A 26,390-nucleotide genomic window follows, 5' to 3' on the forward strand; every position below is an offset into this window, starting at 1 on the left:
GCGGGAGCCGCGTCCACACACCCCGCGGCGCCTCCCCGGGATTGTCCGATCCGCCGGATAGCGTTGCGGACATGAACAGCTGGCATACCGGTCCCCGCGCCGCCTTCGATCTCGAGACCACGGGCCGTGATCCCCACACCGCGCGGATCGTGACGGCGTCCATCGTCCTGGTCGACGCGGCGGGACAGCCGCTGCAGGAGCGGGAGTGGCTGGTGGACCCCGGAGTGGAGATCCCTGCGGAAGCCGCCGCAATCCACGGGATCAGCACCGAACGGGCCCGCAGCGAGGGCCTGCCCGCGGCAATTGCCACCGCCGGTATCGCGGAGGCACTGACCGGCTACTTCGACGCGGGTATCCCGGTCATGGCCTTCAACGCCGCCTACGATTTCACCGTGCTGGCACGCGAATGCTCGCGGTACGGCCTGCCGGCCCCGGCGGCGTCTCCGGTGATCGATCCGTATGTCCTGGACAAGCAGGTGGACCGCTACCGGCGGGGGAAGCGCACCTTGGGGGCGCTGTGCGAACTTTACGGCGTCCGTCTCGACGCGGCGCACACGTCGGCGGCGGACGCCCTGGCCACCATCGGCGTCGCGGATGCCCTCGCCCGCCGCTACGCAGCATTGTGCATCGGCGCGGCCGAGCTGCATGCCCTGCAGATCGACTGGTGCGCACAGCAGGCGGCAAATTTCGAGGCCTGGCTGCGGCGCAAGGATCCGGAAGCCGTCGTGGACGGGGTCTGGCCGGTGCGCCTGATGCCCGCCGCTGTCTGACCCTGCCCCCGCCGGCACGCGCGTACCCGCCCGCCCCTGGCTCAGCGCGGCGCTGTCAACTTCGGGTCGCCGTATGACGCAACGTCCCGTCGAATTCTGGCGTGTTGTCGCGGCTGTCATAATTAATCCTTGATGGCGGCACATGCTATGGCGGCTGTCGACGCTTCAGACATCGATTCCCCGAGGTTCCATGATCACCGTTACCGACCTGCGCAAGGTCTACCGCCAAGGCGGCCGCGAAGTGGTGGCCCTGGACGGCGTCAGCCTGTCCGTCCCCAAGGGCACCGTCCACGGCATCGTCGGCCATTCCGGTGCCGGCAAATCCACGTTGGTGCGTTGCCTGACCCTCCTGGACAGCCCGACGTCCGGATCGGTATCGATCAACGGGGCCGAGCTCAGTGCCGCCCGCGACGCCGACCTGAGGTCGGCCCGGCGCCGCATCGGGATGATCTTCCAGCACGCCAACCTGATGGACTCCCGCACCACCGCCCAGAATGTGGCGCATCCCCTGGAGATCGTCAAGACGCCCAAGGCGTCCATCCGCGCCAAGGTTTCGGAGCTGATCAGGCTCGTCGGCCTGGAGGGGTTTGAGGACGCCTACCCGTCCCAGCTCTCCGGCGGCCAGCGGCAGCGGGTCGGCATCGCCCGCGCCTTGGCTTCGGACCCGGACGTGCTGCTCTGCGACGAGCCCACGTCGGCCCTGGACCCGAAGACCACCGACGAAATCCTGACCCTGATCCGTGACCTGACCGAGCGGCTCCAACTGACCGTGCTGGTGATCACGCACGAGATGCAGGTCATCAAGCGCATCTGTGATTCGGTGTCGCTGCTGGAGGCCGGCCGGATCGTCGAACACGGCCCGTTGCGCGAGGTCGCCGCCGACCTGGGCGGCCGCCTCTCGAGCACGCTGCTGCCGCTGCCTTCGGCCGAGGCGACCGGCGGGGGCACGATGCTGGAAATCCTCTATTCCGGCGAACGCGCGTCGGAGCCCGTGCTGACCGGGGCTGCCCGGGCCTTCGGCCTGGACCTGAACGTCCTGGCCGGCAGCGTGGAGTCGCTGGCCGGCACCCAGTTCGGCCACCTGCGCATCGAACTGCCGGCCGGGGCGGACACGGCTGCCCTCACCGAGCACCTGGTCGGCCAGGGCGTTGCCGTCCGCGTCCTGCAGGAGGAAGCGGCATGAACTTCATCGACGAACTGACCACCAACCCGGGCATCACCAATGCCCTGCCGGAAGCGATCGGCGAAACGTTGCTGATGGTCGGGGTCTCGGGGGCTTTCACCCTGCTGATCGGCCTGCCGCTGGGCATCTTCCTCTACACCAGTGCGCCCGCCGGGCTGCGGCCCATGCCCGTGACGAACCGGATCGTGTCGGACATCATCGTGAACATCACCCGGTCCATTCCGTTCGCCATCCTGATGATCTCGCTGATCCCGCTGGCCCGGGTCATCACCGGTACCTCGATCGGTGCCCTGGCCGCCTGCGTCTCGCTGACCATCGGCACGGTGCCGTTCTTCGCCCGCCTGGTGGAAACCGCGCTGCGGGATGTGAGCTCCGGCAAAATCGACGCGGCCCTCGTCATGGGTTCCACCCGCCTGCAGGTCGTGGCCAAGGTCCTCGTTCCCGAGGCTTTGCCCGGGCTGGTTGCCGCCTTGACGACGACGTTGGTCACGCTCGTGGGATACTCCGCCATGGCGGGCCTCACCGGCGGCGGCGGCCTCGGCCAGCTCGCCTACAACTACGGCTTCCAGCGGTTCGACACCACCGTCATGGTGGTCACCATCGTGATCATGGTGGTCCTTGTCCAACTCATCCAATGGATCGGCGACGCCGTGGCCCGGCGGGTGGACCACCGCAGCGCTTCCACCGCAGGCTCGAAGCGCCGGCGGCATGAGCCGGCAACCGCCGTCTGAGCGCAACGTCCGCGACCGTGTCGGGACACCGCCGTCCCGCCCCCACGCTTCCCGCCCGCCTCACCGGCAGCGGAAGAATGCAGCCAGTAGCCGCTAGCTGCACCACATCCGGGACGAACCGACTTCGGCCGGCCCGGTCATTCGAAAGGAACGCACGCAGATGCGTAAAGCACTAACGCTCATTGGTACCGGCCTGGCTGCGGCCTTGGCGCTGACGGCTTGCGGTGGATCCGAATCCACCCCCAGCGCCGAGACCACGCTGGATCCGGCCAATCCCGTCACCGTCACGGTCGGTGCCACTCCCGTGCCGCAGGGCCGGATCCTGGAATTCGTTGATGAGAACCTGGCCCAGGAAGCCGGGATCGATCTGGAGATCAAGGAATTCACCGATTACCAGACCCCGAACATCGCCCTGAGCGACGGCTCGCTGGATGCCAACTACTTCCAACATCTGGCCTTCTTTGAGCAGCAGGTGGCTGACAAGGGCTACGACTTCGAACATGGCGAAGGCATCCACATCGAGCCGTACGCCGGGTTCTCGTCGAAGCACCAGAGCGTCGACGACCTTGGCGAGGGCGCAACCATTGCGATCACCAACGACCCGGGGAACCAGCCGCGCGCACTCAAGATGCTCGAAACGGCCGGGCTGCTGACCGGGATCGAGGACGATTCGGCGGCGCTGACGCTGACCGCGGAGCAGAACCCCAAGGGCCTGAAATTCGAGGAGAACCAGCCTGAAATCCTGGTCCAGTTGATCGAGGATCCGAAGATCGACCTGGCCATCATCAATGGCAACTTCATCCTGGATGCGGGGCTGAACACCGACGATGCAGTGGTCGTCGAGTCCTCGGAGAACAACCCGTATGCCAACTTCCTGGTCTGGAACGCCGGTGACGATAATCCTGCCGTGGCGAAGCTCGAAGAGCTGCTCCACTCGCCGGACGTGAAGAAGTTCATCGAGGAAACGTGGCCCAACGGCGACGTCTTCCCCGCTTTCTAGTCAGTCCCGAACCGCTGGCGTGAGCGGCAACGGCCGACGCCAGAAAGGTCCCCGGAAGCTTGGGCTTCCGGGGACCTTCTGTGTCCGGCCGATATCTGGCCGGCGGCGTGCCTGGTCAGCGGCCTCGCCGGACCGGCGCGGGTTCCTCCGCGGAGCTCCTTCCCGACATCACCTGGATCACCACCCAGCCCACGGCGGTGACCGGAACGGCCAGGACGGCGCCGATGATGCCGCCCAGGATGGTTCCCGCGGTCAGGGCCAACAGGATCACCAGCGAGTGCAGGCTCACCGAGCGGCCCATCACCACCGGCTGCAGGAAGTTGCCCTCCAGCTGCTGCACGATGATCACGACGGCGACCACTACCAGCGCGGCCACCGGCCCGTTGGCCACCAGCGCCACCAGGGTCGCCAGCACGCCGGCGACGGTGGCTCCGACGATCGGGATGAAGCCGCCGATGAAAATCAGTACCGAGAGCGGCAGCGCCAGCGGTACCTGCAGGATGAACAGGGCGAGTCCGATGAAGAAGGCGTCGACGGCCGCGACGGTGGCGGTGCCCCGCACGTAGCTGCCCAGCACGTCCATGGCGCGCGACCCGGCCAGCTCAAGCTGCGGCCGCTTGGCCGCCGGGAACCAGCTGAGCAGGAAACGCCAGATGCGCGGCCCGTCCTTGAGGAAGAAGAAGAGGATCACGGCCATCAGGACGGCCCCGGTGACGACTTCGGCCGCGGTCGACAATCCGCTCAGCGCGCTGCGTCCCACCGTGGCGCTGGTCAGGAAGTCGACCACCCCGGCGAGCGCCTCGTCGATCTGCTGCTGGCTGACCGGCAGCGGGAAGGTGGCCAGGAACTCCTGCAGCTGCATCCAGCCCTCGCGGGCGGAGCTGACCAGCTCGTCCGCTTCGCTGCGGACCGCGAAGACGATCCCGGTGATGACGCCGCCGAGCACCACGAGGATCCCGAGGAACGCCGTCGCCGTGGCCAGCGCCGCGGACCAGCCCCAGCCGCGCAGCAGCCGCACCACCGGGCCCACGGCCGCCGCCAGGATCAGGGCGATCAGGACGGGAATGACGAGGAGCCGCAGCTGCAACAGCCCGTAGATCACCACGCCGGCCAGCAGCAGCGTGAGCAGCAGCTGTGCGGAACGGGTGGCCGTTCGTCCGAGTCCGTCGGACCAGATCGCGCGGGGCGGCATGGGCGCCGGGGCCGGATCCAGCCGTGACTGCACCGGCGCGGGGGCCGGCTCGGTCCCGGACCGCACCGGCGGCGGCACGGCCTCCGCCAGGGGCGTCGCGGCGTCCGCCAGGGGCGGCGCGGCGTCCGCCAGGGGCGGCGCGGCGTCGTAGTCTTCCGGTGTTTGCCTGCGCCTGGAGAACAGGCCCATCTGCACGCTCCTGGGTTCGCGCGGCGGTTCCGTGTACCGCCGTCAGCATCAGTCTGCCATGCCGCTGTCCCCGGGACCGGGCGGCAGCCGACGACGCCCCCGCCCCGGCACCGGAGTTGCGGTCAGGCCGGCGGCGTGGCCGCCGCGGCAGCCCGCGCGGCCGCCGGCAATGCGGCGAAGATTCTCTCCATCGCGGCGTCGTCGTGCGCCGCCGAAAGGAACCACGCTTCGAACACCGACGGCGGCAGGTAGACGCCGGCGTCGAGCATGGCATGGAAGAAGGGGGCGTAGCGGAAGACTTCCTGGCCCTGGGCGTCGGCGTAGTTGTGGACGCCGTTGGCCGAGGTGCCGAAGGCCACGCTGAACAGGTTCCCCGCGGTCTGGATGCTGTGGTCCACGCCGGCCTTGGACAGGGCGGCGGTCAGCGCGGCCTGCAGTTCGAGCGAGCGGGCGTCGATCGCCGCGTAGACCGCGGGCGTCGCGGCGGTCAGGGTCGCGACGCCGGCCGCCATGGCGATCGGGTTGCCGGAGAGCGTGCCGGCCTGGTAGACGGGACCGGACGGCGCCAGGTAATCCATCACGTCGGCGCGGCCGCCCAGGGCCGCCACCGGCATGCCGCCGCCGATGACCTTGCCGAAGGTCAACAGGTCGGGCACGAACGGATCGGCTGCCCCGTCGGCTCCCCCGGTCAGGCCCCAGTAGCCGGCGTAGCCGGTGCGGAAGCCGGTCAGCACCTCGTCCAGGATCAGCAGCGCCCCGTGCTCCCGGGTGATGCGGGACAGGGCCGCGTTGAAGCCGTCGGCGGGGGTGACCACGCCCATGTTCGCGGGGGCCGCTTCGGTGATGACGGCGGCGATCTGGCTGCCGCGGGCGGCGAACACTTCCTCGACGGCGGCGATGTCGTTGTACGGCAGCACCAGGGTCTCCGCGGCCGTCGCCTCGGTGACGCCCGCCGAACCCGGCAGGGCCAGGGTGGCCACGCCCGAGCCCGCGGCGGCCAGCAGCCCGTCCAGGTGCCCGTGGTAGCAGCCGGCGAACTTCACGACCAGGTTGCGGCCGGTGTAGCCGCGGGCCAGGCGCACGGCGGTCATCGTGGCCTCGGTGCCGGTGGAGACCATGCGGAGGCGCTCGACGGCGGAGACCCTGCCGACGACCAGGGCCGCCAGTTCGGATTCGGCGGGCGTGGAGGCGCCGAAGGACAGTCCCCGGTCCACGGCCGTGTGCACGGCCTCGAGGACGGCCGGATGGGCGTGGCCCAGCAGGGCCGGGCCCCAGGAGCACACGAGGTCTACGTACTCGCGCCCGTCGGCGTCGGTGAGGTAGGCCCCCTTGGCACCGACCATCATGCGCGGCGTCCCGCCGACGGAGCCGAAGGCCCGGACCGGTGAGTTCACCCCGCCGGGCATCAGCTGGCGGGCGCGTTCGAAGAGTTCCTCCGAGCGGATGGCTTCAATCATGGTCTTGGGTCCTTTCGGGACAGCGGAATCCGCTGCGGACGGGTCGTGGGGCGCGGCAACCGGCGGCCGACGGTGAACGGTTACTTCAGCCAGCGGGCGATTTCCGGGGCCCAGTAGGTCAGCACCATGTCGGCGCCGGCGCGGCGGATGCCCAGGACAGATTCCAGGATGGCCGCCTTCCGGTCGATCCAGCCATTGGCGGCGGCTGCCTCGATCATCGCGTACTCGCCGGAGATCTGGTACGCGGCCACCGGCACCGGAGACATCTCCGCCACGTCGGAGAGGATGTCCAGGTAGCTCATCGCGGGTTTGACCATGACCATGTCCGCGCCTTCGGCCAGGTCCAGTTCCACTTCCCGGATGGCTTCGCGCCGGTTGGCGGCGTCCATCTGGTAGGTCCGCCGGTCCCCGGTCAGCTGCGAGTCGACCGCTTCGCGGAACGGCCCGTAGAAGGCCGAGGCATACTTTGCGGCGTACGCCAGGATGGAGACGTCCTGGTAGCCGGCCTCGTCGAGTGCCTGCCGGATCACCGCCACCTGTCCGTCCATCATGCCGGAGGGACCGAGCACGTCCGCGCCGGCAGCCGCCTGGGCGACGGCCATTTCCGCGTAGATCGACAGCGTGGCGTCGTTGTCGACGGTGCCGTCGGGGGCCAGCACGCCGCAGTGGCCGTGGTCGGTGAACTCGTCCAGGCAGACGTCGCCCATCACCACCAGGTCGTTCCCGACCTCCGCTTTCACGTCGGCGATGGCGCGGTTCAGCACGCCGTCGGGATCCACTCCGGCGCTGCCCGTGGCGTCACGCACCTGGGGAACTCCGAAGAGCATGATGCCGCCGAGGCCCAGCTCCACAGCCTCGGCGGCCGCGCGCTTGAGCGTGTCGGTGGTGTGCTGGACCACGCCCGGCATGGACTGCAGCGGTACCGGTTCGCTGAGGCCTTCGCGGATGAAGGCGGGCAGGATCAGCTGGTTCGGGTGGGTCCGGACCTCCGCCGTCATCCGGCGGATCGCCTCGGTGGCCCGCAGCCGGCGCGGCCGGTGGGAGGGGAAGCTCATGGCGTTCCTTCTGGTTCGGTGGGATGGTTTTCAAGCGATCGCGCCAGGGCGACGGCGATGCCGGGCGGCGTCGGTTCGGCAGCGGTGGCGGCGATCTCCAAGCCCAGTTCGGCGCCCTGCCGAGCAGAACTGGTGCCGATCGCGATCAGCCGCAGTCCGGCCGGCCACGGGTCAAGGAGTCCCGCCAGCCGTCTGGTGACACTGGGCGAGGTCAGGACGACGGCGTCGATGGCGCCGTTGCCGGCGCGGCTGCGGAATTCCGCGGCCGTGATGAGTTCCAGGTCGTCGGCGGGCTCGCGGGCGGCGATCTCCAATTCCGCGGTCAGGCGGAGCTCGGGACGGGCGGGGTAGTCCACCGTGCGGTAGGCGGTCACGGGCAGCACCTGCCAGCCCTTCGCCATCAGGCCTTCGAACACCGTGGGCGCCGCGATGTCGGCCTGCGGCAGCAGGACCAGCATCCGCTCGGCCGGGCCGCCGGCGGTTTCCGGCGGCAGCGGCCAGGCATCGACCAGGCCGACGGCGTCCATGCTGCCGGGTGGCACCAGGTCGACGGTGAGGCCCTCGGCCTCCAGCGCCCTGGCGCTCGGGCTTCCGACGGCCGCAATCTTCGTGTCCCCTGCCAGCGCGGCGAGGCTGGTGCCACGCTCCAGGGCGCACGCCTTCAGCGCCCGCACCGTCGTGATGCTGGTTATGACCAGCCAGACGGCCTTGTTCTGCGCCAGCAGGGTCAGGGCCTGGTCCAGTTCGTCCGGCTTGTCCGTCCGTTCGAAGTCGATCAGCGGCAGGACGCTGGGGGACGCGCCGCGGCGGACCAGTTCGGCGGCCATGCCAGCCGCCCGGTCAGGGCTGCGCGGCAGCACCACCCGCAGGCCCTGTAGCTGGTTGTCCGGCGCGCCGCGCTGCCACAGCAACGCCATCGTCAGCGCCCGGCCAGGCTCATTAGGTCGCCGGCACCCTGCCCGAGCAGCTCTTCAGCCAGTCGTGCGCCCAGGGCCACGGCATCCTCGGAACCGGCTGCCTGCACCGTCCGCTCGCCGTGCAGCAGCCGGCTGCCGTCGGGGCTGCAGACCACGGCCCGCAGCACCAGGGAGCCGGCGTCGACCGATGCCAGCGCCCCGACCGGGGCGCTGCAGCCGGCTTCCAGCCGCGCCAGCAGCGACCGTTCGGCCGTCACCGCCAGGCGGGTGTCCGCGTCGTCGTAGTCGGCCAGCGCGCCGGCCAGCGCCGTCCCGGAAGCTGCGTCGGCAACCCGGCATTCGACGGCCAGCGCGCCCTGGCCGGGGGCCGGCAGCATGACCGACGGATCCAGCAGCTCCGTGACGTGCTCGGTGCGCCCCAGCCGTGCCAGCCCGGCCGCGGCGAGCACCACGGCGTCGAGATCTGCGTGCTTTCCCTCGTGCCTTTCTTCGCCCGTGAGCCCCTTGACCCGTCCCAGGCGGGTGTCCACGTTGCCGCGGATATCCACCACGTCCAGGTCGGGGCGGGCGGCACGCAGCTGGGCGGCCCGGCGCGGGGAGCCGGTGCCGACCTTGGCGCCGGCCGGCAGCCCGGCCAGGGTCAGCCCGTCCCGGGCGCAGAGGGCGTCGCGGACGTCGACGCGGGCGGGAATGGCGGCAATCTGCAGCCCGTCGGCCACGCCGGTGGGCAGGTCCTTCAGCGAATGCACGGCCACGTCGCAGCGGTCGTCCAGCAGGGCCTCGCGCAGCGCGGCGGTGAAGACTCCGGTTCCGCCGATTTGGGCCAGCGGCCCCCGCAGCACGTCGCCCTCGGTCTTGATCCGGACCAGTTCATATTCCAGGGCCCCGCCGGCGGCCAGCGCCTCGGCCACGGTGGTGGTCTGGGTGACCGCCAGGGCGCTGCCACGGGTGCCGATGCGGACTGTGACGGTCATGGCTGCGGCACCCCCACGGTCGAATCCATGCCGGCCACCGTCGGTTTCTCGCCGCGGCGGTTGGCGCAGCAGCCGGGCATGCACACGTCCATCCAGGGTCCCAGGCCGGTCAGCGCCGGGCGGTCCGCGCGGTGCTGTTCCACCGTCCGCTCACAGACTAGGTCCACGAGGCCCTCGACGAACTTCCGGTGCACGCCCGGGGTGGGCACGCGGGCGGCGGCCAGCCCGAGGCCGCGGCAGGTCTCCAGTGCCTCCGTGTCCAGGTCCCACATCACCTCCATGTGGTCGCTGACAAAGCCCAGCGGCACGATGACCACGCCCTTCACCCCCTGCGCGGGCAGCTCTTCGAGCGCGTCGTTGATGTCCGGCTCCAGCCACGGCACATGCGGCGCGCCGGAGCGGGACTGGTAGACGAGGGACCATTCGACGCCGGCTGCTCCCGGCACGCGGTCCAGGACGGCCCGGGCGGTGGCCAGGTGCTGCGCCACGTAGGCGCTGCCGCCCTCGTAGTCCACCCCGCGGGGCCCGGCGTTTTCGGCGTCCCCGAGGGGAATGGAGTGGGTCGCGAACATCACGTGGACCGGCGCGTCCGCGGCGCCCTGCGCGGACAAGTCGGCGCGTACCCGGTCCAGGCCCTCGGCCAGGCCCTCGGCGAACGGTTCCACGAAGCCCGGGTGGTCGAAGTACTGGCGCACCTTGTCCACTTCCAGCTTGCCGGCGAGCCCGGTCTCGACCAGGGCCATGCCGAAGTCCTCGCGGTACTGGCGGCAGCTTGAGTAGCCGGCGTAGGCGCTGGTGGTCACGGCCAACACGCGGCGGTGGCCGGCGTCGTACGCTTCCTTGAAAACATCGGTGATGTACGGATCCCAGTTGCGGTTTCCCCAGAGCACCGGCAGCTCGATCCCGCGGCGGGCCAGCTCGGCCTCGAGCGCCGCCTTCAGTGCCCGGTTCTGCGCGTTGATGGGGCTGACGCCGCCGTTGGCGCGGTAGTGCGTGGCGACTTCTTCCAGCCGTTCATCGGGGATCCCGCGGCCGCTGGTGACGTTGCGGAGGAAGGGGATGACATCGTCCTGGCCCTCGGGGCCGCCGAAGGAGGCCAGCAGCAGGGCGTCGTACTTCTTCGGCTGCATGGTCCCGTCGGCGGCGACGCCGGCACGCGGGTCAAAGGACGGTTCGGCGGACTGGTTCACCGCAGCACCTCGGCGATTTCGGCGGTGCTGATGCGCTTGCCGGTGTAGAACGGGATCTCTTCGCGCACGTGGTTGCGCGCGTCGGTGTAGCGCAGGTGGCGCATCAGGTCCACCAGGTCGATCAGTTCGGGGGCTTCCAGGGCCAGGATCCATTCCCAGTCCCCCAGCGCGAACGAGGCGACCGTGTTGGACAGCACCTGCGGGAAGTCGCGGCCGAGCAGTCCGTGGTCGCGCAGCATCTTGCCGCGCTCCTCGGCCGGCAGCAGGTACCACTCGTAGGAGCGCACGAAGGGGTAGACGCAGAGCCAGGCCTCCGGGTCCTTGCCCAGGGAGAAGGCCGGGGCGTGGTTCTTGCTGAATTCGGCATCGCGGTGGACGCCCATCGCGGACCAGACCATCTCGGCGGGGGCGAACAGCGGGGTCCTGCGGATGTCGCGGACCGCCGCCTGGAGTTCGTCCGGCTGCGGTCCGTGCAGCCAGATCATCACGTCGGCGTCCTCGCGCATAGCGGAAACGTCGTACGCGCCGCGCAGGGTGACGTTGCGGCCGGCGAGTTCGGCAACCGTCTCATCGAACGCCGCGGCCGCGGACGGATCCACCGGTGCGCCGGTGCGCTTAAAGACCGTCCAGAGGGTGTAGAACAGTTCCTCGTCGGTGCCGCCGGCGGCGGGGATTGCTGACTCTGACCTTGCCGATTCGCTCATGCTTACCAGTCTGCCTTCTGCATCGTAATTAATCGAAAACCACTTCTACATATTGTAGAAGATCAGTGCGCCGCCGGCTGCAGCCGTGCGGCGAGATCGCGTGCACGGCGCCGTGCGTCCCCCACCACGGCCACCAGCCCGGTGCCTGCCAGCCATGCCCCGGTGCTGCCCAGCCCGGGATGCCCAACCAGTTCGCGGCGCACCGCTGCCACCCGCTCGCGGTGCCCCACGGTGGCGGACGGAAGCGCGTTGGTCCAGCGCACCACCTTCGAGCCCACCACGTCGTCGTCGCCCACGGCCACCCCCAGCAGGAAGCTGGCATCGGCCAGCGCCTGGCGGTAGAGCCTGTCGTCGGCCCAGCCGGTGAAGTCCTCGGCGCCCCGCTGCCCCACCGCGCGCCCGTAGGACAGCCGCAGCACGTGGCTTCCCGGGCCGGCTTCGTCCGCCAGCCACGGCCATTTGGCGGTGGCATGGGTGAGTGCCTTGGCCTTGACGTTGCGCACCGACGGCGCCACCAGCATGCCGGTGCCCCGCGGCATGGCGTCGAGGTCGGGCAGGTCCACCACCAGGGTCACCAGCGAGACGGCGGGTCCGGTTTCGGGTTCCAGTCCGGCCAGCCCGGGGACGGCGCCGGAGAGCAGCCGGACGGCGGCAGCGCCATCGGCCGCCAGCATCACGGCGTCCGCGCGGAACGTCCCGGCCGCCGACTCGACCTGCCACCCGCCGCCGTGCCGGGTGACGGCTGTGGCTTCCGCCCCGGTGTGCAGGGCCACGTGACGGGCTTTCAGGTCGGCCAGCAGGGCCTCGGTCAGCCGCCCCATGCCGCCGGCGATGCCGGCCACGTTGGAACCGGCCGGGGCGGCCTTCCGGATGGCGCCCACCGCGGCGGCCAGGGACCCGTGGGCGGCCACCGAGGCGCGCAGGCCCGGCATCACCGAGTCCACGTCCAGCACATCCGGATCCGCCGAGTACACCCCGCCTGCCACCGGCGCGACCAGTTTCTGCAGCACGGCATCACCCATCCGGGCGCGCACCAGCTGGCCCAGGCTGAGCTGCTCGCGGCGCAGCAGCGAACCCAGCGGCATGACCTTGTCGCCCGAGGCGCGCAACGCCGCCCGGCGGCCGATGGCGCGCACCACGTCCGGGTCGGAAGGGTCTGCCGGGATGCCGAGCACGCCCGTCTTCGGGAGCCGTTGCGCACCGTCCGGCAGCTGGATCCAGGCGCCGGCCGGGTTCGGCTGGACAATGTCGTTGCCCAGGCCCAGTTCGCCGATCAGGTCCGGGACCACGCTGGAGCGCGTCGCGAAAGATTCGGCGCCGGCGTCGAGCATCAGCCCACCCACCTCGTGCCGGACCACGCAGCCGCCGAACAAGGGACCGCGCTCCAGGACCGTCACCTCGACGCCGGCCAGCGCCAGCTCGCGCGCAGCGACCAGGCCGCCGATCCCGCCGCCGACGACGACGGCGGTGCCCGGCTTGGGCTTGCGCCCGCCCTGCCGTTCGGGACGGCGGGCGGGCTGCGGATGCGGGTGCTGCATGGCTACGGGGCCACGGAATGAATCAGCTTGACCACCCGGGTCAGGACCTCCGGGTCCGTCTCCGGCGGCACGCCGTGGCCCAGGTTGACCACGTGGCCCGGGGCGCCGCTGCCGGCGGCCAGCACCTCGCGCACATGGGCCTCCAGCACCTCCCACGGCGCCGACAACAGCGCCGGATCGATGTTGCCCTGCAGCGGCGTGCGTCCGCCCAGCCGGCGGTTCGCCTCGTCCAGCGGCAGCCGGTAGTCGACGCCGATCACGTCCGCCCCGACGTCGCGCATGGCCACGAGCAGTTCGGACGTTCCGGTGCCGAAGTGGACCAGCGGCGCGCCCAGGTGGCGGACGTGGTCCAGGGCGCGCGACGACGCCGGTGCCACGCGCCGGCGGTAGTCAGCCAGGGACAGCGAACCCGCCCAGGAATCGAACAGCTGTCCCGCACTGGCGCCCGCTTCCAACTGCGCCCGCAGGAACTTGCCCGAAGCGTCCGCGGCCCAGCCGGCCAAGGCATCCCAGGTCTCCGGGTCGGCATGCATCATGGTGCGCGGCCCCAAGTGGTCGCGGGACGGCCGGCCCTCCACCATGTACGCGGCAAGCGTGAACGGGGCGCCGGCGAAGCCGATCAGCGGCTTGGCGCCGAGCTCGGCCACCGTCAGCCGGACCGCCTCGCGGACGGGCTCCAGCGATTCGTCGGTGAGTACCGGCAGGGCGGCGACGTCGGCGGCGGTGCGGACGGGTGCGCCTAGGACCGGGCCGACACCGGGGACGATGTCAACATCCACCCCGGCCAGCTTCAACGGGATAACGATGTCGGAGAAGAAGATGCCTGCGTCCACATCGTGGCGGCGCACCGGCTGCAGGGTGATTTCCGCCGCCAGTTCCGGTTTCAGGCAGGCATCCAGCATCGCGATGCCCTGCCGCGCTTCCTTGTATTCGGGCAATGAGCGCCCGGCCTGCCGCATGAACCAGACAGGACGGCGGCCCGGCTTCCCTCCGCGGTAGGCGGTGATCAGGTCCGAGTCGGCGGTACGCCCATCCACCAGGGGATGGGAAGCATTGAGTGTCATGACATAGATTCTGGTCCAGCGGCCCTGCTTCTGGCCAACCGCGGGCGGCGCCGGGAGCGCGGGATGGCGGCGGCCACCGGCCCGAGTGGCCAATATCACCGGCGCCGGCGGCGCCCGAAACCAGGTTAACGCCGGGTTAATGGGCCAAGCTTGGAGGAGCCGACGCTGGCTTCCCGCTAAGATAGAGGCGCTGTGGTCTTACTTTCACTTGTTGCAACCCATTCCAAGGTCGATCTGGAAACGGTGGCCCGCCTGAGTGCCGGCACCTCCCGGATCGATACCGACGTGCTCGCAGACGGGTCCCCGGTCACCGGCGCCGTGGTCCTGGCTACCTGCAACCGGGTGGAAGTTTACTGCGAGACCGAGAGCGAGTCCGACCTGGAGGCCGCCCGCGCCGCGCTCATTGAACAGATCAGCCGCTGCTCGGGGCTGGACGACGCGCTGGTCGCCCGCTCCTTCGACGTGAACACCGGCGAGGACGTTGCGCGGCACCTGTTCGCGGTCGGGGCCGGCCTGGATTCGGCCGTGGTCGGCGAACGCGAGGTGGCCGGCCAGGTGCGTCGGGCCCTGATCGAGGCGCAGGAAAAGGGCACCGCGAGCGGGGGGCTGGTCCGGCTCTTCCAGACCGCTTCCCGGACGGCCAAGGACGTCGGGACGCAGACGGCACTCGGCGGCCGCGGGCTTTCGATCGTGTCGGTCGCGCTCGACCTCGCCACGGACCTTGCCGTCGAGAAGGACTGGTCGGGCAAGCAGGTTGTACTCTTCGGGACCGGCGCCTACGCCGGGGCCACCATGGCGCTGCTGCGCGAACGCGGCTGCACCCACATCAGCGTCTACTCGGCTTCCGGCCGCGCCGCGGCGTTCACCGAAACCCGCGGCGGCGTCCCGCTGACCCACGCGGCGCTGGACAGCGCGATGGCTTCCGCCGACGTCGTCATCGGCTGCAGCGGCAGCGACAACCAGGTCAGTGCCGAGCGCGTGGCCGGGGTGCGCACCGGCGTCGACAAGCCGCTGACGATCATCGACCTCGCGCTGAGCCACGACTTTGATCCCGCCGTGGGGGCGCTCGAGGGCGTGGAGTTGATCACGCTGGAGTCCGTGCGGATGGCAGCGCCCGAGGAGCAGGCCGAATCCGTGCAGCAGGCGGCCGAGATCGTCGCCAACGCGGCGCGCAGCTTCGAGGCCAGCCGGCAGGCGCGCAGCGTGGACTCCGCCATCGTGGCGCTTCGCAAGCACACCATGCAGGTACTGGAGAACGAGCTCGAGAAAGTGCGCTCGCAGCACGGCTGCACCGGCCCGGCCCAGGAAGTCGAGTTCGCCATGCGCCGCATGGTCAAGCAGTTGCTGCACCTGCCCACCGTGCGGGCGCGGGAACTGGCCGCCAACGGCGAGCAGGAGCGTTACATTGCCGCCCTGGAAGCGCTGTACGGCATCACGGTCGAAGACCCCGCCCTGCCCCGGGCCGCGGATGCGGCGTCCTGCCCGGTCGCGCACGGCGACGAGGCCGCCACTGCCTGAGGCGGCCCCGGCGCCTGCAGCCGGTCGCGGCCGGCGCCAGGGTGACCCTTAGTACACCGGCTTTGAGGGCTCCACGTCCCTGACCCACGCCAGGATTCCGCCGTCGAGGTGGGATACCCGGGTGTAGCCCCGCGCCAGCAGGCTCTGCAGGACTTCGGCCGAGCGCGCGCCCGATTTGCAGTGGAAAACCAGGTCCGTGTCCCGGGGCAGGTCCTCCAGGGCCTCGCCGGACAGGATGTGTCCCTTCGGAACCAGGACGGCGCCGGGAATGTTCACCACTTCGTATTCGCCCGGTTCGCGGACGTCGATCAGCTCGAAGTCGCCCCTGCCGGCATCGCGGTCGGCCAGCATCCGGGACAGGGTGCGGGCGTCCACCGCGTGGTCGGCGTCGACCCGGCGCGGCGGCGCGACCCCGCAGAACGCCTCGTAGTCGGCCAGCCCGGTGATTGGCTCGGCGTCGGGATCCTTGCGTACCTTCAGCTCCCGCCAGCTCATCTGGAGGGCATTGAAGACCAGGACGCGGCCCAACAGCGTCTGCCCGATGCCGGTGATCAGCTTGATCGCCTCGTTGACCATCACGGAGCCGATCTGTGCGCACAGGACGCCGAGCACGCCGCCCTCGGCGCAGGACGGCACCGAACCGGGCGGCGGCGCCTCCGGATAGAGGTCGCGGTAGTTCGGCCCGTGGGCGTCCCAAAAGACACTGACCTGCCCGTCGAACCGCAGGATGGATCCCCACACGTAGGGTTTGCCCAGCAGCGCGGCGGCGTCGTTGACCAGATACCGGGTGGCGAAGTTGTCGGTGCCGTCCAGGATGACGTCGTAGCCGGCGAAAATTTCCAGGACGTTGCCGGTGTCCAGCCGGACCTCGTGCAGCACCACATCCACGCCGGGGTTCAGCGCCAGGATGCTGTCCCGTGCCGAGGCCGCCTTGCTGCGCCCCAGGTCCGCCACGCCATGGATGACCTGGCGCTGCAGGTTGCTCGCTTCCACCTCGTCGTCGTCCACGATCCCGATCCGGCCCACGCCCGCAGCGGCCAGGTACAGCATGGCCGGCGATCCGAGGCCGCCGGCGCCGATCACCAGCACCCTGGCGTTCTTCAGCCTCAGCTGGCCGGCCATGCCGACTTCGGGGATGATCAGGTGCCGCGAATACCGCTCGGTCTCGGCCTTGCTGAGGGACGCTGCCGGTTCCACGAGCGGCGGCAGCCGCCGGGTCTCCAAGGTGCTCATTCTTCCAATCTACGCCCCAGCCGGTTGCTGGTGCGTAGACTGGTCGGGACTGACACTTACTGCACCGTGGCGCTGTAAGTTTTCCTGACCGCAGCGCCGGAAGAGGCCGAGTACTACCGTGACGACAGAACCCCGCTCAGCCGCCAAGCCCACCCGACTGCCGCGGGAGGAACGACGGCGCCAGCTGCTGCAGGCGGCACACGAGGTCTTCGTGGTCAATGGCTACCATGCGGCGGCGATGGACGAGATCGCCGACGCAGCGAACGTGAGCAAGCCGGTGCTCTACCAGCACTTCCCCGGCAAGCGGGAGCTCTATCTGGCCCTGCTGGATCACCACCTGGAATCGCTGAACGCGATGCTGATGGCTGCGCTGAACTCGACGACGGACAACAAACTCCGCGTGCACGCCACCATCCGGGCCTACTACCAGTTCATCGCCCAGGACAGCCAGGCGCACCGGCTGGTCTTCGAATCCGACCTGAACAACGACCCCGACGTGAGCGGCCGCTTGGAGGACTTCAATGCGCGGCTGGCCAGCGCCATCGCCGGAGTCATCGCCGAGGACACCAAGCTCTCGGCGGTCGAGGCCACACTGCTGGGCCGGGCCCTGGCCGGCATGGCGCAGATCAGTGCCCGGCACTGGCTGCGCTCGGGCGGGGAACTGGACCAGGACGCCGCGAGCGAACTGATCTACCGTTTAGCTTGGCGCGGAATTTCACGGTTCCCGAAGGAACCCTAGGATAGATTCGCCAGTAGGGAACCCACCCGGCTTACAGCATTACCAGGAGGCATCAGCGTGGAAGTGAAGATCGGCATGCAGAACGTCGGCCGTGAAATCGTGCTCGATTCGTCGCAGTCGCCGGACGAGGTGGCCGAGATCGCGAGCCGCGCCATGAACGGCGGCGCCGAGCTGCGCCTGACCGACGCCAAGGGACGCCTGGTCATCATCCCGTCCAATGTCCTGGCCTACGTCGAGATCGGCGCCGAGGGGCCGCGCCCCGTCGGATTCGGCGCTCTCTAACCACCCATGGTCGCACTGGTCCTGCTGGTGCTCGTCGCCGCCGCCGTCGGCTTCACTGCTTGGGCGGTGGACCGGCGGCGCCACGCCTACGGGGTGCTGCTGCTGCCCGGGATCGCGGTGGCGGCGGCGGTGCTGCTCTGGTTCGTCCTCATGGCCGCCGGCCTCGGCTCCGAACCGGGCGTGCACTTCCTGTCCTGGCTGCTGCCGATGGCCGTTTCCGTTCCGGCCGCGTGGGCCGGTGCCTGGTGGATCGGACGCCGCCGCGTGCAGCGGGATACCGAACGGCTGACCGCCCTGCTGGGCTGAACGAAGCCGGCCGGGCAGGAAAGCTAGCCGGGATAGCCGTCCGGGTCCGCGTCCGCGCCAAGCTTCCGGGCCAGCACGCTCACCGCTGCCGCCGCGGACACGTCACGGGTAGTGACTGCCGAGTCGGCGTCATGCGACGTGAAGCGCAACAAGACCTTGTTGTACCGCCAGTCAAGGTCCGGGTGGTGCCGCTGCTCCTCGGCCAGGTCGCCCACGGCGGCAATGAAATTCAGGGCCTCGCGCCCATTGTCCAGCTTGAACGCGCTGACCAGCGCTCCGTCCGCGTAGCGCCACTGCGGCAACCCGCGCAGCTGCCGGTCTATTTCCTCACTGTCGAGTACGTCTTTCGCACGTCCCACGATGCCCTCCCGGTTGCGCGGCGGTCTGCCGCGCGGCCCGGCTGCCGCGGCTTGCGGCCGCCTGTGCCGCCAGCCTACCGGTGAAGCCAACCCCGTTGAAGGCCTGCGCTCACGCCGTCAGGCCCAGGTCATTCATTCGGCGCGAATGGTTTTGGGTCAGCCGGGCAAACAACTCTCCGGTGGCCTGTGCCTGCCGGTCGGGATCCTGCCCCCGCATCAGCTCGCTGAGCACGGCGCGCTCAATCCCGATCCGCTGTGCCTGGGTCAAGGCCTCCCCCACCAGCCTGCGCCCCCACAGCGCCAGCCGCGAGGCCAGCCGTGGATCGTCGGCCAGCACCTGCTGCAGCCGGGCCGCGATCATGGAGATCTGCTCGGTGTTTTCCTTGATCCGGGCGACCAGCTTCTGCGTCTCGCTGTCGAGGGCTCCGGCGATGTGCAGGTAGAAGTCCCCCAGCACGCCGTCGGTGACGTAGGCCTTCATCAGGGACTCGTACCAGTCGGCCGGGCGCGTCCGGTCGTGGAAGGCATCGATGGAGGGCTGGAAAGGGGCCATGGCCGTTTCCACGTCCACGCCGAGTTGCTCCAGCTGCGCGGCCACGGCCTCGAAATGTTCAAACTCGGTCACCGCGAGCCGGCCGACGGCGGCCCGGTCATGCAGGGTGGGCGAAAAGCGTGCGTCGGAGGAAAACCGCTCGAAGGCGGACAGCTCGCCGTAGGCCATCACGCCGTACAGATCGATCAGGAATTGCCGGCGGCGGCCGGAATCCTCGTTGGGCGCTGCGGGAACGGTGCTCACGGTGCTCATGAATCCAAGGGTAGCGTCCCATTTCGACGCGGCTGCCGTTAGGCTAACCGTGTGCCGTACCCGCATTTGGACCCGAAGGTCAACGAGTCCCAGCATCTGCTGGCACGGGTGCTGAAAGACCTGCGGACAGAGTTCGACCTGCCGCAGGAGTTCGACGCGGGCGCACTCGCGGAGGCCCGGGCCGCCGTGGCCGCCCATCGGCTGCCGGAGACCGATCTGACCGCACTGGAATTCGTGACCATCGATCCGCCCGCGTCCACCGACTTGGACCAGGCCCTGTACATCGAGTCCACCGACGGCGGTTACACGGTCTGGTACGCGATCGCCGACGTCCCCTCCTTTGTGGAGGCCGGCGGCGAACTGGATGCCGAAACCCGGCGGCGGGGCCAGACCATCTACGCCCCGGACGGACGGATCCCGCTGCATCCCGACGTCATCGGCGAACAGGCCGGGTCGCTGCTGGCGGACCAGCTGCGGTCAGCCTATGTGTGGCGATTCGAGCTCGACGCCGCCGCGCGGGTCACCGCGGCCACCCTGGAACGCGCCAGGGTGCGGAGCCGGGCCAAGCTGAACTACGAGCAGGTGCAGCAGGACATCGATTCGGGCGATGCGGCGCCCACCCTGCTGCTGCTGAAGGAAGTGGGCAGCAAGCGGGTGGAGCTCGAACGCGAGCGCGGCGGGGCGAGCCTGGATGTCCCCGACCAGGAGATTGCCCATGACGGCCGGCACTACTTCATTGTCACCAGGCCGCCGTTGCCGGTGGAGGATTGGAACGCCCAGATATCGCTGATGACCGGGATGGCCGCGGCCGAGATCATGCTGGCAGGCCGGATCGGGATACTGCGCACCATGCCGGGACCGGACGCTGACGCCGAGGCCCAGTACCGCCGGCAGACCGAGGCGTTGGGGTTCCCGTGGCCGCACGAGATGGCCTACGGCGACTATCTACGCAGCCTGGACACCACCGATCCCAAGCAACTGGCCCTGATGCACGGGGCCACCGCCCTCTTCCGCGGTGCCGGCTACACGCCGTTCGTCGGCGAGCTCCCGCCCGAACGGCAGCAGGCCGCCATTGCCGCACCCTATGCGCACGCCACGGCTCCCCTGCGGCGGCTGGTGGACCGTTTCGTGCTGGTGATCTGCCATGCCCTGTGCGCCGGCGAACCCGTCCCGCAGTGGGCCCAGGACGCGCTGGAGGAATTGCCCAAGCTGATGGCGGCTTCCGACCAGCTGGCGGGGCGGGTGGACCGCGCCGCCCTGGACGCCGTTGAAACGGCGCTGCTGAGCCACCGCGTCGGGGAAGAATTCGACGCCGTCGTGATCACCGGCACCCGGTACCCGGGCAACGGAAACGGAAACGGCGCCGGCGGCCGCAACGGGAGCGGGAACGGGAACGGCAACGGGAAGGTCCTGGTGGCCGGCAGGGGCAAAGGCAACGGCGGCCAGGAGCCGTACGGCGTGGTCCAGCTCAGCGACCCGCCGGTCACCGCACGGTGCTCGGGAATCCTGGAGGCTGGGGCCACGGTGCGCGTTCGCTTGACCACGGCGGACATCGGGGAACGGCGCCTGCACTTTGAACTGGCCGACGGTTAAGTGCCCGCACGGTGCGGCGCGGGGGCCGGTTTGCCAACGACCGGTAGACTTAACCGTGTAGTACTGGATGCCCGGTCGTTGATTGAGTGAAGTGAATCCATCAACAGATCCGTCCCTACGCGATCTTTAACCTCCTTGGCTGCCTCGTTGGCCGGCCGGGAAAGCAGTTGTTAGCCCGCGATCGGCTTCCACTGGTTGCGCCACGCTTCCGCCTTGTTCCGCTCCCGCAGCATCTGCGGGACCGTTGAGCACCGCCGGCGTCGGCGCCTGAATGAACGGTATGTAATTGAACACTGAAAATATCCAGGTGGCTGGCGAACAGCTCATCCACGCTGACAACAGCGCCGAAGAACTGGTCGTCGAGGCCGTGCTGGCCTCCGACGAACGCCCCCACGAACTGCCCAAGCAGACCTTCGCCGACTTCAACGTCCGCGCGGACATCGTGCGGTCGCTTTTCGACGCCGGCATTACCCACCCCTTCCCGATCCAGTCCATGACCCTGCCGGTGGCCCTCGGCGGCCACGACATCATCGGCCAGGCCAAGACCGGTACGGGCAAGACCCTGGGCTTCGGCATCCCCGCGCTGCAGCGGGTGGTGGGACCGGACGACGACGGCTTCGACAAGCTTCCGGTGCCCGGTGCGCCGCAGGCCCTGATCGTTGTGCCGACGCGCGAACTGGCCGTGCAGGTCGGCAACGACCTGATGACCGCCTCCAAGCAGCGCAACGCCCGCGTCGCCGTCATCTACGGCGGCCGCGCCTACGAGCCCCAGATCGAGCTGCTGCAGAAGGGCGTCGAGGTCGTGGTCGGCACCCCCGGCCGTCTGATCGACCTGCACCGCCAGAAGCACCTGAGCCTGAAGAACGTCCGCATCGTGGTCCTGGACGAAGCCGACGAGATGCTGGACCTGGGCTTCCTGCCGGACGTCGAGACGCTGCTGGCCGCGACCCCGGCCGTACGCCAGACCATGCTCTTTTCCGCAACCATGCCCGGACCGGTCATCGCCATGGCCCGGCGGTACATGACGCAGCCGACGCACATCCGCGCCGCAGACCCGGACGACGAAGGCATCACCAAGAAGGACATCCGCCAGGTTGTCTACCGCGCACACAACCTGGACAAGGACGAGGTGGTGGCCCGCATCCTGCAGGCCGAGGGCCGCGGCCGGACCATCATCTTCACCAAGACCAAGCGCACGGCCGCCAAGCTGTCCGAGGAGCTGATCGACCGCGGGTTCGCCGCCGGCGCCATCCACGGCGACCTCGGCCAGGGCGCCCGCGAACAGGCGCTGCGCGCGTTCCGCAACAACAAGGTGGACGTGCTGGTCGCGACCGACGTCGCCGCCCGCGGCATCGACGTGGAAGACGTCACCCACGTGATCAACTTCCAGTGCCCCGAAGACGAGAAGGCCTACCTGCACCGGGTGGGCCGGACCGGCCGCGCCGGCAACAAGGGCACCGCCGTCACCTTCGTGGACTGGGACGACGTCCCGCGCTGGGGCCTGATCAACAAGGCCCTCGGCCTGGACGTGCCGGAACCGCAGGAGACCTACTCCTCCTCCCCGCACCTGTTTACCGACCTGAACATTCCCGAAGGCACCAAGGGCAGGCTTCCGCGCAGCCAGCGCAAGCTCGCCGGCATCGACGCCGAGAAGCTCGAAGACCTGGGCGAGACCGGAAAGCACCCGGCCCGCTCCGGCGGCCAGCGGCAGGACGGCGGCCGCGGCGGTGCGCGCCGCGGCGGCGCACGCCAGGGCGGCCCGCAGGGCCGGTCCGACTCGGGCAACCCGCGGCAGCGCCGCGGCACCGAGGAGGCAGCCACCGAGAACACGACCGTTGCCTCGGCCGACAAGCCGCGCCGGAAGCGTTCACGCACCCGCCGCCGCAACGGCGAGGTCGTCAACGGGACCGCCCAGCAGGTCACCGACGGCGCCAGCGGGGAATAGTGGCCGGTATCCGGTGGACGCCCGACGGCAGCTCGCTGGTAGTCCGGGCGGACAACGCCGACTTCCTGCCCACGCTGCCCGACGGCGCTTTCACCATGATCTACCTGGACCCGCCGTTCAACACCGGCCGGGCCCAGGTCCGGCAGCAGACCTCCATGGTGCGCAGCGCCGATGGCGAAGGCGACCGCATCGGGTTCAAGGGCAAGTCGTACCAGACGGTCAAGGGCACGCTCGCCAGCTATGACGACGCGTTCGACGACTACTGGTCCTTCCTGGAGCCCCGCCTCTCCGAGGCGTGGCGGCTGCTGGCCGACGACGGCACGCTGTACCTGCACCTGGATTACCGCGAGGTGCACTATGCCAAGGTGCTGCTGGATATGCTCTTCGGCCGCGAGAGCTTCCTGAACGAGATCATCTGGGCCTACGATTACGGCGCCCGTGCGCGCAACCGCTGGCCCGCCAAGCACGACAACATCCTGGTCTACGTGAAGAACCCGAAGGCGTACCACTTCGACAACGCGGAAGTGGACCGCGAGCCGTACATGGCTCCGGGCCTGGTGACCGCGGAGAAGGCCGCCCGCGGCAAGCTCCCGACCGATGTCTGGTGGCACACCATCGTCTCCCCCACCGGCCGGGAGAAGACCGGCTACCCCACCCAAAAGCCCGAAGGGCTGCTGCGCCGGATGGTTGCCGCGAGCAGCCGGCCCGGCGACTGGGTGCTCGACTTCTTTGCCGGCTCCGGGACCCTCGGCGCCGTGGCCGCCGGCATGGACCGGCGGTTCGTCTGCGTGGACCAGAACCCGCAGGCCATCGACGTCATGCGCAAACGGCTGGGCCGCCACGCGGCAGTGGTTGAGGCCGCCGGAACAGAGGCCGCCGTGGGCGCCGAGGCGACGGTCGGCGCCGGTGAAAGCTAACCGGCGGCAAAGAACGGCGGGGCGCGGACCGGTTCCTGGAACCGGCCCGCGCCCCGCCGTCGTTGTGGTGTCCCGGGGCGGCGGCTAGATGATGCTGCGGCCCTCCCGGCGCGCCTGAGCCCACTCCTTGAAGAAGCCGCGGGCAAAGACGCACAGGGTCGCGGCCACAATGACCGGCCAGACGAGGACGTAAAGCGTCACCGGGCGATGCGGCCGGGAAGGTGCGCCGCAGCGCCCGTCCCGGCGGCGAGGATGCGGTCCAGCATGGCCGGGTCGGTGGTGTTTTCGCCCAGCCGGTTCGGCTTGCCCGCGCCGTGGTAATCGCTGGAACCGGTGACTATCAGATCGTGCTTGGCGGCAAGCCGGCGCAGCTGTTCCCTGCCCTCTTCCGGGTTGTCCCGGTGATCGATCTCCACCCCGGCCAGCCCCGCGTCGAGCATCTCGCGGACGACGGCATCGCCGACCACCCGGCCCCTGCTGCTGGCCACAGGATGGGCAAAGACCGGCACTCCCCCCGCCTCGCGCACCAGGGCGACGGCGGTGGCCGGGTCGGGCGCGTAGTGCGACACGTAGTAGCGCGAGTGGGCAGTCAGGATCCGGGCGAAGGCCTCGCTGCGGTCGGACACGATCCCCGCCGCCACCAATGCGTCGGCGATGTGCGGCCGGCCGATGGTCGCCCCGTGCCCGGCCCGGGCCGTGACCTCTGCCCACGAGATGGGGAAGTCCTCGGCGAGCAGTTCCACCATCCGTTCGGCCCGGGTCCTCCGCGCGTCGCGGGCCTTGTTGATTTCGGCCAGCAGGCCGGGGTGGGCTGGATCGTGGAGATAGGAGAGCACATGCACGCTGATGCCCTCCACGGTCCGGCACGTGACCTCCATGCCGGGCACAAACCCCAGGCCTGCCTCGACGGCGGCGGTTCGTGCCGCTTCCCAGCCGGCAGTGGAGTCATGGTCGGTCAGCGCCACGACGTCAAGACCGGCGGCTGCGGCGGCACGCACCACCTCGGCGGGCGGTTCGGTGCCGTCGGAAACCGTGGAATGCGCGTGCAGGTCGATCATCACAGAACTAATTTACGCCAGGAGCCCCTGCCGGGCGCCGATGTTGGCAGCGCCTTGGGCCGGTGAGACGATGGACCGGTGAGTACTTACCAGAATGAGGACGCCTCACAGCAGCCTGCCGGGGAGCAGCCGCTGGAAGACCGCGTCAACAACCGTTCCCAGCGCCCGGAATCGGATGCCTTCAAGGAGTTCATGGGCAGCCATTGGGCTCCGGCCGGCTCGTCCGCACCGGAGCAGGAAGCCGTCGCACCCTACGCCGCGCGCCGCCGTCGGGCTCTTTCGGAGCACTTCCACGGCGAACGCCTGGTCATTCCGGCCGGCCCGCTGAAGGTCCGCTCCAATGACACCGACTACCGCTTCCGCCCGCATTCGGGCTTCGCCCACCTCACGGGCCTGGGCCTGGACCATGAGCCGGACGCCGTGCTGGTCATGGAACCCACCGAGGCGGGATCTGGGGACGACGGCGGCCACCACCGGGCCACGCTGTACTTCCGCCCCATGTCCGGCCGGGATTCCGCCGAGTTCTACGCCAACGCGCGGTACGGCGAGTTCTGGATCGGTCCCCGGCCCACGCTGGAGGAGCTGAGCCGCCGGTTGGGCCTGCCCACCGCCGACCTGGGCGAACTCGAGGTCGCGATCACCAAGGATGCCGGCGTCGTCCATGTGGGCGGCATGCGCATCCGGCTGCTGCGTGAGGTCGACCTGAACGTGGACGCCCTCGTGGACACCTCCCGGATCAACACCGGCGTGGACCTGGAGGAATCAGACCGGCTCGACGGCAAGCTCTCCGAAGCGCTGTCCGAACTGCGCCTGCTCAAGGACGAGTGGGAAGTCCAGGAGATGAAGAAGGCCGTGGAGGCCACGGTGAACGGCTTTCACGAGGTGGTCAAGGTGCTGCCTCGCGCGCTGACGCACGAGCGGGGCGAACGCGTGGTGGAGGGCGCGTTTTTTGCCCGGGCACGCGAAGAAGGCAACGACCTGGGCTACGACACCATCGCCGCCAGCGGCAACAACGCAACCATCCTGCACTGGATCCGCAACAACGGGCAGGTGAAGGCCGGAGACCTGCTGCTGCTGGACGCAGGCGTGGAAGCCGACTCCCTGTACACCGCGGACGTAACCCGCACGCTGCCGGTCAACGGCACGTTCACCGAGGTCCAGCGCAGGATCTACCAGGCGGTACTCGATGCCGCCGACGCCGGTTTTGCCGCCGCGCAGCCGGGCGTGAAGTTCCGTGACGTGCACACCGCCGCCGTGACCGTGCTCGCCGAGCGGCTGGACGAGTGGGGCCTGTTGCCGGTTCCCCTGGCCGAGGCGCTCTCCCCCGAGGGCCAGCACCACCGGCGCTGGATGCCGCACGGCACCAGCCATCACCTTGGCCTGGACGTCCATGACTGTGCGCAGGCGAAGCGCGAGCTGTACCTGGACGGCGTGCTCACCCCGGGCATGGTGTTCACGATCGAGCCCGGACTCTATTTCAAGGACGAAGACCTGGCCGTTCCGGCCGAATACCGCGGCATCGGGGTGCGGATCGAGGACGACATCCTGATGACCGCCGACGGCCCGGTGAACCTGTCGGCGGCCCTGCCGCGCAAGCCCGAGGACGTGGAGTCCTGGATGGCCGGCATCTACGGCACGTCAGGGGAATAGCGCCCCCGGCGGCCGCGGCCG

26 protein-coding genes are annotated in these 26,390 nt (G+C 69.8%); 12 read left to right on the plus strand and 14 right to left on the minus strand.

The features are described 5' to 3' along the window. Positions 1–71 precede the first annotated feature (71 nt). The 4 genes from AC5RVV_RS04890 to AC5RVV_RS04905 all read left to right on the plus strand — a co-directional run bounded on the left by AC5RVV_RS04890 (position 72) and on the right by AC5RVV_RS04905 (position 3,684). Complete coding sequence (locus tag AC5RVV_RS04890) at positions 72–770, plus strand: 3'-5' exonuclease (RefSeq protein ID WP_494000260.1); 699 nt, start codon at positions 72–74, stop codon at positions 768–770. A 190-nt stretch (positions 771–960) separates the two neighbouring features. Further along, a complete protein-coding gene (locus tag AC5RVV_RS04895) occupies positions 961–1,953 on the plus strand; it encodes a methionine ABC transporter ATP-binding protein (protein WP_494000261.1) in 993 nt (330 codons plus the stop codon). Then, complete coding sequence (locus tag AC5RVV_RS04900; RefSeq protein WP_494000262.1) at positions 1,950–2,684, plus strand: methionine ABC transporter permease; 735 nt, start codon at positions 1,950–1,952, stop codon at positions 2,682–2,684. Before AC5RVV_RS04895 ends, AC5RVV_RS04900 begins: the two co-directional genes overlap by 4 nt. Before the next feature lie 160 nt (positions 2,685–2,844). Beyond that, positions 2,845–3,684 carry a MetQ/NlpA family ABC transporter substrate-binding protein gene (locus AC5RVV_RS04905; RefSeq protein WP_494000263.1) on the plus strand — a complete coding sequence of 280 codons (840 nt, stop codon included), beginning with the start codon at positions 2,845–2,847 and terminating at the stop codon, positions 3,682–3,684. A 115-nt stretch (positions 3,685–3,799) separates the two neighbouring features. Here the strand turns inward: AC5RVV_RS04905 and AC5RVV_RS04910 are convergent, their stop codons facing one another. From AC5RVV_RS04910 to hemE, 9 genes are all read right to left on the minus strand, one after another. Then, positions 3,800–5,065, minus strand: coding sequence for an AI-2E family transporter (locus AC5RVV_RS04910; RefSeq protein ID WP_494000264.1), 1,266 nt, complete (start codon positions 5,063–5,065; stop codon positions 3,800–3,802). Positions 5,066–5,187: 122 nt separating this feature from the next. Next, on the minus strand, positions 5,188–6,522 hold the full coding sequence (hemL, locus tag AC5RVV_RS04915; protein ID WP_494000265.1) for a glutamate-1-semialdehyde 2,1-aminomutase: 1,335 nt from the start codon (positions 6,520–6,522) through the stop codon (positions 5,188–5,190). Between the two features lie 80 nt (positions 6,523–6,602). After that, positions 6,603–7,577 (minus strand): porphobilinogen synthase, encoded by a 975-nt coding sequence (gene hemB / locus AC5RVV_RS04920; protein WP_494000266.1) that lies wholly within the window; start codon positions 7,575–7,577, stop codon positions 6,603–6,605. Further along, positions 7,574–8,494, minus strand: coding sequence for a uroporphyrinogen-III synthase (locus tag AC5RVV_RS04925; protein WP_494000267.1), 921 nt, complete (start codon positions 8,492–8,494; stop codon positions 7,574–7,576). The genes hemB and AC5RVV_RS04925 overlap by 4 nt, the downstream gene beginning before the upstream one ends. Positions 8,495–8,496: 2 nt before the next feature. Beyond that, on the minus strand, positions 8,497–9,468 hold the full coding sequence (gene hemC / locus AC5RVV_RS04930) for a hydroxymethylbilane synthase (protein ID WP_494000268.1): 972 nt from the start codon (positions 9,466–9,468) through the stop codon (positions 8,497–8,499). After that, positions 9,465–10,598 carry a ferrochelatase gene (locus AC5RVV_RS04935; RefSeq protein ID WP_494001281.1) on the minus strand — a complete coding sequence of 378 codons (1,134 nt, stop codon included), beginning with the start codon at positions 10,596–10,598 and terminating at the stop codon, positions 9,465–9,467. Before AC5RVV_RS04935 ends, hemC begins: the two co-directional genes overlap by 4 nt. Positions 10,599–10,654: 56 nt before the next feature. Then, positions 10,655–11,362 (minus strand): hydrogen peroxide-dependent heme synthase, encoded by a 708-nt coding sequence (hemQ, locus tag AC5RVV_RS04940; RefSeq protein ID WP_494000269.1) that lies wholly within the window; start codon positions 11,360–11,362, stop codon positions 10,655–10,657. Between the two features lie 62 nt (positions 11,363–11,424). Then, positions 11,425–12,900 (minus strand): protoporphyrinogen oxidase, encoded by a 1,476-nt coding sequence (gene hemG, locus AC5RVV_RS04945; RefSeq protein WP_494000270.1) that lies wholly within the window; start codon positions 12,898–12,900, stop codon positions 11,425–11,427. Positions 12,901–12,902: 2 nt separating this feature from the next. Beyond that, positions 12,903–13,964 carry a uroporphyrinogen decarboxylase gene (gene hemE, locus AC5RVV_RS04950; protein ID WP_494000271.1) on the minus strand — a complete coding sequence of 354 codons (1,062 nt, stop codon included), beginning with the start codon at positions 13,962–13,964 and terminating at the stop codon, positions 12,903–12,905. A gap of 192 nt (positions 13,965–14,156) precedes the next feature. Here hemE and AC5RVV_RS04955 point away from each other — a divergent pair, with 192 nt between their 5' ends. Then, the gene (locus tag AC5RVV_RS04955) at positions 14,157–15,482 is read left to right on the plus strand and encodes a glutamyl-tRNA reductase (RefSeq protein ID WP_494000272.1); all 1,326 of its coding nucleotides are present in this window, start codon (positions 14,157–14,159) and stop codon (positions 15,480–15,482) included. Positions 15,483–15,530: 48 nt separating this feature from the next. On the opposite strand, the gene moeB is transcribed toward AC5RVV_RS04955, so the two are convergent. After that, positions 15,531–16,715, minus strand: a complete 1,185-nt coding sequence (moeB, locus tag AC5RVV_RS04960) for a molybdopterin-synthase adenylyltransferase MoeB (RefSeq protein ID WP_494000273.1) — start codon at positions 16,713–16,715, stop codon at positions 15,531–15,533. Between the two features lie 118 nt (positions 16,716–16,833). Here moeB and AC5RVV_RS04965 point away from each other — a divergent pair, with 118 nt between their 5' ends. The 3 genes from AC5RVV_RS04965 to AC5RVV_RS04975 are packed head-to-tail and all read left to right on the plus strand — an operon-like array spanning position 16,834 to position 18,042. Next, a complete protein-coding gene (locus tag AC5RVV_RS04965) occupies positions 16,834–17,454 on the plus strand; it encodes a TetR/AcrR family transcriptional regulator (protein WP_494000274.1) in 621 nt (206 codons plus the stop codon). A gap of 57 nt (positions 17,455–17,511) precedes the next feature. Beyond that, a complete protein-coding gene (locus tag AC5RVV_RS04970) occupies positions 17,512–17,736 on the plus strand; it encodes a DUF3107 domain-containing protein (protein ID WP_136784705.1) in 225 nt (74 codons plus the stop codon). A gap of 6 nt (positions 17,737–17,742) precedes the next feature. Beyond that, entirely contained in the window at positions 17,743–18,042 is a 300-nt protein-coding gene (locus AC5RVV_RS04975) for a hypothetical protein (protein WP_494000275.1), read from the plus strand. A 23-nt stretch (positions 18,043–18,065) separates the two neighbouring features. Here the strand turns inward: AC5RVV_RS04975 and AC5RVV_RS04980 are convergent, their stop codons facing one another. Beyond that, the gene (locus AC5RVV_RS04980) at positions 18,066–18,401 is read right to left on the minus strand and encodes a 4a-hydroxytetrahydrobiopterin dehydratase (RefSeq protein WP_494000276.1); all 336 of its coding nucleotides are present in this window, start codon (positions 18,399–18,401) and stop codon (positions 18,066–18,068) included. A 109-nt stretch (positions 18,402–18,510) separates the two neighbouring features. Next, positions 18,511–19,206, minus strand: coding sequence for a ferritin-like fold-containing protein (locus AC5RVV_RS04985; RefSeq protein ID WP_494000277.1), 696 nt, complete (start codon positions 19,204–19,206; stop codon positions 18,511–18,513). 51 nt (positions 19,207–19,257) lie between these two features. Here AC5RVV_RS04985 and AC5RVV_RS04990 point away from each other — a divergent pair, with 51 nt between their 5' ends. The 3 genes from AC5RVV_RS04990 (at position 19,258) to AC5RVV_RS05000 (ending at position 23,661) form a co-directional block, all read left to right on the plus strand. Further along, entirely contained in the window at positions 19,258–20,799 is a 1,542-nt protein-coding gene (locus tag AC5RVV_RS04990; RefSeq protein ID WP_494000278.1) for an RNB domain-containing ribonuclease, read from the plus strand. A 325-nt stretch (positions 20,800–21,124) separates the two neighbouring features. Beyond that, a complete protein-coding gene (locus tag AC5RVV_RS04995) occupies positions 21,125–22,744 on the plus strand; it encodes a DEAD/DEAH box helicase (protein ID WP_494001282.1) in 1,620 nt (539 codons plus the stop codon). Beyond that, entirely contained in the window at positions 22,744–23,661 is a 918-nt protein-coding gene (locus tag AC5RVV_RS05000; protein ID WP_494000279.1) for a DNA-methyltransferase, read from the plus strand. Before AC5RVV_RS04995 ends, AC5RVV_RS05000 begins: the two co-directional genes overlap by 1 nt. An 84-nt stretch (positions 23,662–23,745) precedes the next feature. On the opposite strand, the gene AC5RVV_RS05005 is transcribed toward AC5RVV_RS05000, so the two are convergent. Then, positions 23,746–23,862, minus strand: a complete 117-nt coding sequence (locus AC5RVV_RS05005; RefSeq protein ID WP_494000280.1) for a putative transporter small subunit — start codon at positions 23,860–23,862, stop codon at positions 23,746–23,748. After that, positions 23,859–24,722 carry a PHP domain-containing protein gene (locus AC5RVV_RS05010; protein WP_494000281.1) on the minus strand — a complete coding sequence of 288 codons (864 nt, stop codon included), beginning with the start codon at positions 24,720–24,722 and terminating at the stop codon, positions 23,859–23,861. Before AC5RVV_RS05010 ends, AC5RVV_RS05005 begins: the two co-directional genes overlap by 4 nt. Positions 24,723–24,797: 75 nt before the next feature. On the opposite strand from AC5RVV_RS05010, the gene AC5RVV_RS05015 reads away from it, so the two are divergent. After that, entirely contained in the window at positions 24,798–26,369 is a 1,572-nt protein-coding gene (locus AC5RVV_RS05015; RefSeq protein WP_494000282.1) for an aminopeptidase P family protein, read from the plus strand. The last annotated feature ends 21 nt before the right edge of the window (positions 26,370–26,390 follow it).

This window comes from Arthrobacter sp. MDT2-34-1 (assembly GCF_059091365.1).